The organism is Zhongshania sp., assembly GCF_041623545.1.
Taxonomy (GTDB): Bacteria; Pseudomonadota; Gammaproteobacteria; order Pseudomonadales; family Spongiibacteraceae; genus Spongiibacter.
Map to the genome: position 1 here is coordinate 36,708 of NZ_JBFJWS010000012.1, position 8,319 is coordinate 45,026.

Sequence of the window (8,319 nt, forward strand, 5' to 3'; positions counted from 1 at the left end):
AATCGCGATGTTTTTGGGGTGCGCTTACAGACCTTCAACGATAATCGCACGGTAGTTGGCGCCTTTTAGGCGATATTGCAGCGCGTCTTGGTAGGCTGGACTGTTGTACCAGGCTTTGGCCAGTTCCTTACTGGGGAATTGCAAAACGACCACGCCGTCTGGAGCCTCGCCCTCTAAGGTTTCTAGCGCGCCGTAGACAACCAGCGGTTTAAACTGAAAGTCGCTGACGAAACTCGCGGCGTGCTGTTGATTGCGGCGACTGTATTCGTCCATCGCGGCTTGGTCGTGAATGGCGCCTTCGCGGGTAAAAATCATATAAGCTGGCATACTTGGATCCTCTGCAAAAATATCAATGTTGGGTAATGAACTTAATTACTTAGCCGCATAGTTTGTTGGTTAGATCTTGCGACGCCGCGAGTAGTGCATCTTGTAATTCGGGTAGGCCATTGCGTTTCAGGGCGCTGCCAATGCCGATTGCAACCAGTGCGTGGCTGAGTTTGTCGCGGCTTTTCCATACGGGGGCGGCGAGTACGGTCACGCCAGAAATGTAATTACTCGAATCGATCGCAAAACCTTGTTGTCGGGTTTGTTCAACTTGCGCCTTCCACTCATCCAGGGTTGGCGGCTCGTCCCAGCGCAGGGTTTTGAATCTGGCTTCAATCTCGGCCTCGTCGTAGTCCCCAAAGGCGGCAATGCAGCGGCCAGTAGCGCTGATCAGTGCGGGGAAGCGGCTGCCAATCTGGGCGCTAATTTGAAAATTATTGCCAGACTGAGAGGTCGCAACAACGATGATGTGATCCAGTCCAACAATATGTACGCCCAACATGGTGACATCAAACTGTTGGCTGACGCTATTTAGGGCCGGTTGGGCGTAGTCGGTAAATTGATTGCGTCTAAGCCAGTGTCTGGCGAGTGTGAGGACGCCCGCTTCTAAGGCGTAGCGCTTGGTGTCGGGATCAAAGGAAACAAATTCTTCAGCAACCAAGGCGCGTAGAACATAGAGGCAAGTGCTGGGAACAAGCTCCAGTGTGCGGGCAATGGTTTGCAAGCCCAGTGGTACATCACTTTTACCTAGCAACCGTAATACTGCGGCAGCGCGGGAAATAGCAGGCGCCTTGCTCTCCTTAATGGTTTTGGCGAGGTCGCCTTTCATTGGTGAGGCTGCTTTCATTTCATTGGTCATTAGCGTACTCGTTATTATCTAGCGCGACGTGGCCTATCTATGTGTGGTGACGAGCGACGGTTGAAAAACTTGTGGGCAAGTGACCGGCTATCGCGCTGTTATCATATTCGTAAACCGACATTATGAAACAGAAGGCGAGTTTAAGTCACTGCCTAACTGAGCGTAACTGCTTACAGTAAAAATCCCGTTGGGTCATCATTATCTTATTTAGCGCTTCTTTTTTAATCTGTCAGCACCTGTGTTACAGCAAAATTTGGCCTAATTCTATGATGGAAATTAAGGTCGAACCGCCACAGGGTTTTCTTTGTTGGGCCGGTCTTTTGGGGTGAGGTGTGCTGCTAATGCGCTGGGTGCAGTCTTGCAATAAGCTAATACTTATGAAACTATGTGGTTCATATAATTGAATGCACAGGATGTCGATGTTATGGCGGTGTGATGTCGAGACGCGCTGTATCGTAGGTGTTTAAGTGTGATGCTAGCGGTTTTGGTGCTGGGTGTTTAGTCGTTAATGCCTAGGTGCTTTCTGAAGTAATAAAATAATTTTGACGATAAGAAAGGTTAATATGAATACAAAAAATAGCGTTTCTATTTTCCCGTTTGGGAAAATGCTGCAGTGCGGCCTTGTGTTGGCAGCTGTTGCAGCAGCACCGCTGGTGTTGGCTGGAGATTCAACAAAAGAACAATACCATCGTTCATCAAAGCATTCGCCTTTGACGCAGATTAATCGCGAAACTGTGGCCAAATTAGACAAGGCATGGGAATACCATACCGGTGATTTGCCGCCAGCAGACATGACGGGAAAACTAATAGCCTTCGAAGATCAGCCAAGCATGATTGAAGGCAATTTAGTGGTGTGCAGTATTAAGCGCCGAATCATTGCTCTAGATCCGGCTACCGGCAAGCAGCGTTGGACCTTTGATCCCAAAGATCCGCTGGATGAAAATAATATTGGTATGCGCAAGTGTCGCGGTGTCGGCCACTGGGTTGATAAAACTGCGGACGAGAATACCAGCTGTAAATCGCGAATTTTATTGGGTACTGCAGATTATCGCCTGCTAGCTATCGACGCTAAAACCGGCAAGCCCTGCGCGAATTTTGGCGAGAATGGCGTGGTGAAAATTCCGCCGAGCAAGCCTGAGTTGTTTCCTGGTGAGGTTATGGCGACCTCAGATCCTGCCGTGATTAATGATGTCGTGGTGGTGGGTTCTGCGGTAGCTGATAATCAGCGCGTCGGTGCGCCCAGTGGTCGTGTTATGGCTTACCATGCTCGCACGGGCCAGTTTATGTGGGAGTTTGACCCAGTGCCGCGCAGTGAATCAGATCCCGCAATGAAAAGCTGGGCTAAGGGCACTGATAACTTCGGGCAGGGCAATGTGTGGTCATCTATGTCTTACGACAATGACCTCGATTTGGTGTATTTGCCAACGACGAGTTCCTCTAGCGATTTCTACGGTGGCGACCGAGTTGGTGACAACAACTACACAACATCGACCGTGGCCTTGCGCGGGAGTACCGGCGAAGTGGTGTGGCATTTCCAGTCAGTGCATCACAATGTGTTCGATTACGATGTGCCTTCGGCGCCGCTGCTAATCGATTATCCCTTCGAGGGTAAGATGGTGCCCGCGCTGGTACAAAACACGAAGATGGGTATTATTTTTGTGTTAGATCGCGCAACTGGGAATCCCTTGGTACCGATTGAAGAGCGCCCAGTGCCGCAGGACGGCAAAGTAGCTGGCGAGGTTCTGTCGCCAACTCAGCCGTTTACAGTTGGCATGCCCACAGCGGTTAAGCACGGATTTTCGCCCGACGATGCGTGGGGCTTTACCCCCGTTGATAAATGGCTATGTAAGCGCAAAATTGAGGCATTGAACTACGGCGATATTTACACGCCGGCCAGTGAGAAGGGCACGATTTTTTCACCCTCGATGGGTGGTGGTCCAAACTGGGGCGGCGGAGCTTACGATCCGGTGAGTCACATTATGGTGGTGCCGTCGAATCGCGTACCAACAGTAATGAAATTAATTCCTAGAGAGAAAGCCGTGCTTAAAAAAGGCCCTCAGAAAGTTGAGGGCTTGGCGATGACCTTTGATGTTGAAGGCTCCCCCTATGTTCCCCAGATTGAACCGTTGCTATCGCCATTGGGTGCGCCGTGTTCTTCGCCACCATGGGCCGGCTTGATCGCCATTGATATTGTGAAAAAGGAAATCGTTTGGGATGTACCGCTGGGTAGTATCGAGAAGTTGATGCCAGTGCCAATTCCAATGGAGTTAGGTACGCCAGGTGCCGGTGGTCCTCTGGTTACTGCAGGTGGTTTAGTCTTTATTGGTTATACTCTCGACGACATGATTCGCGCCTTTGACCTGAAAACCGGTGAAGTGGTCTGGTCCGCTGATTTACCGGCTGGCGGTAATTCAGTACCCGTTACCTATGAAGTGGGTGGCGAGCAATATATTGTTATTACGGCCGGTGGTCACAGTATGTATGGTGCGACCATGGGTGATTCAGTTGTTGCCTATAAACTGAAAAAGTAATTCCATCGCCTACAGTCGAGGGTGATTCTGTCCCTCGGCTGTCCTCTCCTTTTTTGATTCTACTCTCGATTAAGCGCTGCGGCTGCTCTCAGTCTGCGGGATTTGCGTGTGTCCTTAATGTGGCGCGTGGGCCAATTTTATAACGCCGTTTGTTCTATATATAAAATACTATTCTGTATTTACAATGAATTTTAGCTGTGGCATTGTACTGGCTCAGCTTTGGCGACGCTTTTTCGCCTCTGAGGAAATGTTGAAGGCAGCGGTGAAATAATGGCAAAACTCACAGACTACACCTCCTACGCAGATGCGCTGGCGCATGCGAACTCTGATGCCCTGTGGGATCTCTTCGATGGCGATCGCGAATATTTTAATATCGCCCATGAATGTATGGTTCGCCATGCGGATGGTTCTGGTCGTACCGCTGTGCGTATCGCTCACGCCGACGGCAGTGATGAAATTCTGAGTTTTGACGAAATTGCTGCGGCCTCTGCGCAATTTGCCCATTGGTTGCTTGAAAACGGCATTAAGCCGGGCGACCGCATCGCCTTTATGCTGGAGCCATCGCTGCCTTTTTATGTAAGTTTGTTCGGCGCGATGATGATGGGTGCCATCAGTGTGCCAATGTTTACTTTATTTGGCCTAGATGGTCTGCGGCTGCGGGTTGATGATTGCAAACCGAGTTTGTTAATTACCAATAAAGAAAAGCAAGAGGTGGCCAATCAGGTCGACGGTTTACGTGTTGTCGTGGCCGATGCAGGTTTGCTCGACGATATTAGCCACTTCCCCAAGACGTTCGATGCCAAGACCAAGGCCAATGACTTGGCGGTGTTTCAGTACACCTCTGGTACCACCCGAGAATTGCCTGCGGCTGTTAAGCATACCCACAAGTCTTTGGTTACCCTGATGTATGCCGCCTTATATGGCACGGGCATTCGCCCCGGCGACGAGTTTTTCTGCCCGTCGTCGCCGGCGTGGGGTCACGGTTTATGGCATGGGACTTTGGCGCCCCTCGGAATGGGTGTGACCACCGGTACTTTTGCTGGCCGTTTTGATGCCGTGCGATTAATGAAGGCCATGCAAGATTATAAGATTACCAATATGTCGGCAGCTGCAACGCACTATCGAATGATGCGTAATTCCGCGCAAGGCAGTGGCTTTAAATTTGCCATCAAGAAGTTATCTTTTACCGGCGAGCCATGTGACACAGCAACTCTCGATTTTATCGGTGAAACATTTGGCGTTCCGGCTTGCAGCATGTACGGCACCACGGAGATTGGGGTTGTATTAGTTAACTTCCCCGGTGCCGAAGATTATGAAGTGCGGCCAGGCTCGCTGGGTAAACCCATTCCGGGCTTAAAACTGGAAGTGCATCGCGCTGATGGCACACAGACAAGTGCGGACGAAGTGGGCGAACTGATGTTGTGGAAACGCGACCACTGGGAAACCACCAAAGATTTAGCGCGGGTTGACCAAGACGGCTACCTATATCACTGCGGCCGAGCAGATGACGTCATTATCTCTGCAGGTTGGACAATGAGCGCGGTAGAAATTGAAAATACCATGCTCAAACATGACGATGTACAAGAAGTCGCCATCATCGGTGTCCCTGATGAAACACGTGGTCAAGTTGTAAAAGCATTTGTCGTTACCGACCGCAAAGGTAGTGACGAATATATTAAAGAGTTACAAAATTTTACGCGGGAGCGTCTTGCTCAGCATGAGTTTCCGCGTCTTGTCGAATTTGTGAGTGAGCTTCCTAAGACGCCGGCTGGCAAGGTTCACCGCAAGGTCCTGCGTGACCGTGAAGCTGCGAAAGCGGCTGCGGCCGGCAATTAACTGAGGAGAAATATATGTCAGAGAACCGTTTTCCTAAAATCACCGAGAAAGGTCTTGAAGACCTGCGTAAGCGTATCGGTGTAAAAATCACAGACACCATTGAGCCGTGGAACTACGAAGCGACTCGCGATGCGATTCGTCACTATGCCCACGGTATCGGCGATGATAACCCACTGTGGAATGATCCTGCCTACGCAGAAAAAACTAAGTACGGTAGCCTTGTTGCACTACCAAGCTTCTTGTTCACCAATAGCCGTATTATCTCTGGTTACTGTGGTGGTTTGTCTGGTGTTCACGCTATGTGGGCCGGTGCAGATTGGACTTGGCACAAACCAGTACTGCGTAATGACACCATTACTACTGAAGCCTATTTAAAAGATTTGGTAGAGCATCAAACTAAGTTTGCCGGTCGTTCAATCCAGCAAATCTACCACGTTGATTTCTTTAACCAGCATGGCGATAAAGTTGCTGAAGCTGATAGCTGGGTATTCCGTACTGACCGTGACGAAGCTCGTGAGCGCGGCACCAAGTACACCGAAGCGCGCGGCCGTGTTGAGCCGTATACTGAAGAGCAATTGGCTGAGTTCTCTAAGATCTATGCCGCTGAAAAAATTCGTGGCGCAACTCCCCGTTTCTGGGAAGATGTAGAAGAAGGCGAAGCACTGCCGCGCATGATGAAAGGGCCAATGACGGTTACTGGCTTCATTTGCTACGCACAGGGTTGGGGTGGTCTTTATATCCGCGCTAACAAGCTTGCGTGGAAAATGCAGCAAGCGCACCCAGGGCTGGGTATTAAAAACCGCTTCAATGTGCCCGATTGCCCAGAGCGTGTGCATTGGGACGAAGATTTCGCATTGGAAGTTGGCGCACCTGGTGCCTACGATTACGGCCCAGAGCGCTGCTCATGGCTAACTCACCAGCTAACTAACTGGATGGGTGACGATGGCTTCCTGCGTCAGAGCAAGTGCCAGATCCGCCGCCATAACCCAGAGGGTGATGCAATCTTCATCGACGGTACAGTTACTCGCAAGTACGTTGAAGACGGTAAGTACTTGGTTGAGATTAGCCAAAAAGCAATGACCTCGCGTGATGAGTTGTCAGCTGCTGGTACGGCCATTGTAGAGCTGCCCAGCCGCGGTTAAGTCGCCTGAGCAATAGCTGGCCGCTCGCTGTAAAGTGCGACGGCCAGCGACACAAAATTCAGGATGGCTCCAGCATTGGTGCCATCCTTTTTGCATTATAAGACCGTGACGATAATGAATAAGATCACGTTTTGATAAACAGCGTTTAGCGCTATTTTTCGTAGGTCGATTTTTCTATGCAAGAAACTGACGCAGCAAACTGGGCGGGCCCCTTGGCGGGGGTTCGGGTACTTGATTTTACGCGGGTCTTAGCAGGACCGTCCGCTGCGTTGGCACTTGCCGATCTCGGCGCAGAAGTATTTAAAATTGAACCGCCGGAAACAGGTGACGAAACTCGCTCATTTCCGCCGTTTCGCGATGGTGAAAGCCACTATTATCTCAGCGTGAACCGCGGTAAAAAAAGCATTGTCGTCGATTTAAAAACTGAGGCTGGGGTGAGCTTGGTGCGCGACCTCGCCAGTAAATGTGACGTTCTCATTGAGAATTATCGGCCCGGCGTGATGGACAAATTTGGTCTCGGTTACGACGCTTTGTCTGCGCTTAATCCGCGCCTAATATATTGCGCTATCTCCGGCTTTGGCATGACCGGACCGCTGAAGGATTTACCGTCCTTTGATATTGTACTGCAAGCCTTGTCCGGCGCTATGAGCGTTAATGGCGAACCCGGTGGCATGCCCACCAAATTGGGAATTCCACTCGGTGATTTGGTCGGTGGCATCAATGGCCCAATAGGCATTTTGGCAGCGCTCCACGAGCGGAGTGTGACGGGTCGTGGTCGCTTGATTGATGTCAGCTTGCTTGATGGCATGATGGGCATGCTCGGCTACCTCGCCCAGCTCGCCTTTTTTACCGGAGAAGACCCCAAGGCCCAAGGCTCCCAGCATCCAAATTTAGTGCCCTATGGCAGTTTTCCTGCAAAAGACGGTTCAATTATAGTCGCCTGTTTAACCAATAGTTTTTGGACGCGAATTTGTCAGGCGCTGGGCATGCCCGAGCGCATTGATGACGTACTCTTCAATACCATTGAAAAACGCCGCGACAAACGGGCGCTTGTTAATGAGTTAATATCCGAATTTACTCGGCAAAAAACCGTGGCGGAACTTGTTGCGCTATTTACAGAGTTCCAGGTTCCCCATGCACCTATCCTTGGTATCACTGAGGCATTGGCGCAGCCGCAGGCGGTTGAACGTGAGATGGTGGTGGAAACAGAACACCAAACCCTTGGTAAGATTCCAATCGTAAATCGTCCGATTAAATTTCCCGGTGCCAAACAGCCGGTGCCGACTGCGCCACCGGTAATGGGCCAGCATACTGATGATATATTGGTGGACGTGTTAGGTTTAAGCGGTGATCAAATAGCGGCGTTGCGCAGGGCCAAAGTCATCGCATGACTGCTGGGCAGGCTTAGTGGCCGTGCTAAAGTTTTGAGTTAAAAATGAGAATAGTGCAAAAGGAGAGTCCCATGGCAGAACTTAGATTCGACGATCGCGTCGCGGTAATCACCGGTGCGGGTCGCGGCTTGGGGCGCAGTTATGCCTTATTGCTTGCGTCGCGGGGCGCAAAAATAATTGTTAACGATCCCGGCGTGGGTATGAAGGGTGACGGTACTGACGCCGGCCCAGCGCAA

At 50.7% G+C, this 8,319-nt stretch carries 6 protein-coding genes; 4 read left to right on the forward strand and 2 right to left on the reverse strand.

The window, feature by feature from the left end; translation table 11 throughout:
- Nucleotides 1–24 precede the first annotated feature (24 nt).
- On the reverse strand, nt 25–327 hold the full coding sequence (locus tag ABYT30_RS03360; protein ID WP_373077578.1) for a DUF1330 domain-containing protein: 303 nt from the start codon (nt 325–327) through the stop codon (nt 25–27).
- 49 nt (nt 328–376) lie between these two features.
- Nucleotides 377–1,183: an IclR family transcriptional regulator gene (locus tag ABYT30_RS03365; protein ID WP_373077577.1), complete on the reverse strand. Its 807-nt coding sequence runs from the start codon at nt 1,181–1,183 to the stop codon at nt 377–379.
- A gap of 563 nt (nt 1,184–1,746) precedes the next feature.
- Here ABYT30_RS03365 and ABYT30_RS03370 point away from each other — a divergent pair.
- The 4 genes from ABYT30_RS03370 to ABYT30_RS03385 all read left to right on the forward strand — a co-directional run bounded on the left by ABYT30_RS03370 (nt 1,747) and on the right by ABYT30_RS03385 (nt 8,083).
- On the forward strand, nt 1,747–3,714 hold the full coding sequence (locus ABYT30_RS03370) for a pyrroloquinoline quinone-dependent dehydrogenase (protein WP_373077574.1): 1,968 nt from the start codon (nt 1,747–1,749) through the stop codon (nt 3,712–3,714).
- A 270-nt stretch (nt 3,715–3,984) separates the two neighbouring features.
- On the forward strand, nt 3,985–5,550 hold the full coding sequence (locus ABYT30_RS03375; RefSeq protein ID WP_373077571.1) for an acyl-CoA synthetase: 1,566 nt from the start codon (nt 3,985–3,987) through the stop codon (nt 5,548–5,550).
- Nucleotides 5,551–5,564: 14 nt separating this feature from the next.
- Nucleotides 5,565–6,692, forward strand: coding sequence for a MaoC family dehydratase N-terminal domain-containing protein (locus ABYT30_RS03380; protein ID WP_373077568.1), 1,128 nt, complete (start codon nt 5,565–5,567; stop codon nt 6,690–6,692).
- 176 nt (nt 6,693–6,868) lie between these two features.
- Nucleotides 6,869–8,083 carry a CaiB/BaiF CoA transferase family protein gene (locus tag ABYT30_RS03385; RefSeq protein ID WP_373095216.1) on the forward strand — a complete coding sequence of 405 codons (1,215 nt, stop codon included), beginning with the start codon at nt 6,869–6,871 and terminating at the stop codon, nt 8,081–8,083.
- Nucleotides 8,084–8,319 lie beyond the last annotated feature (236 nt).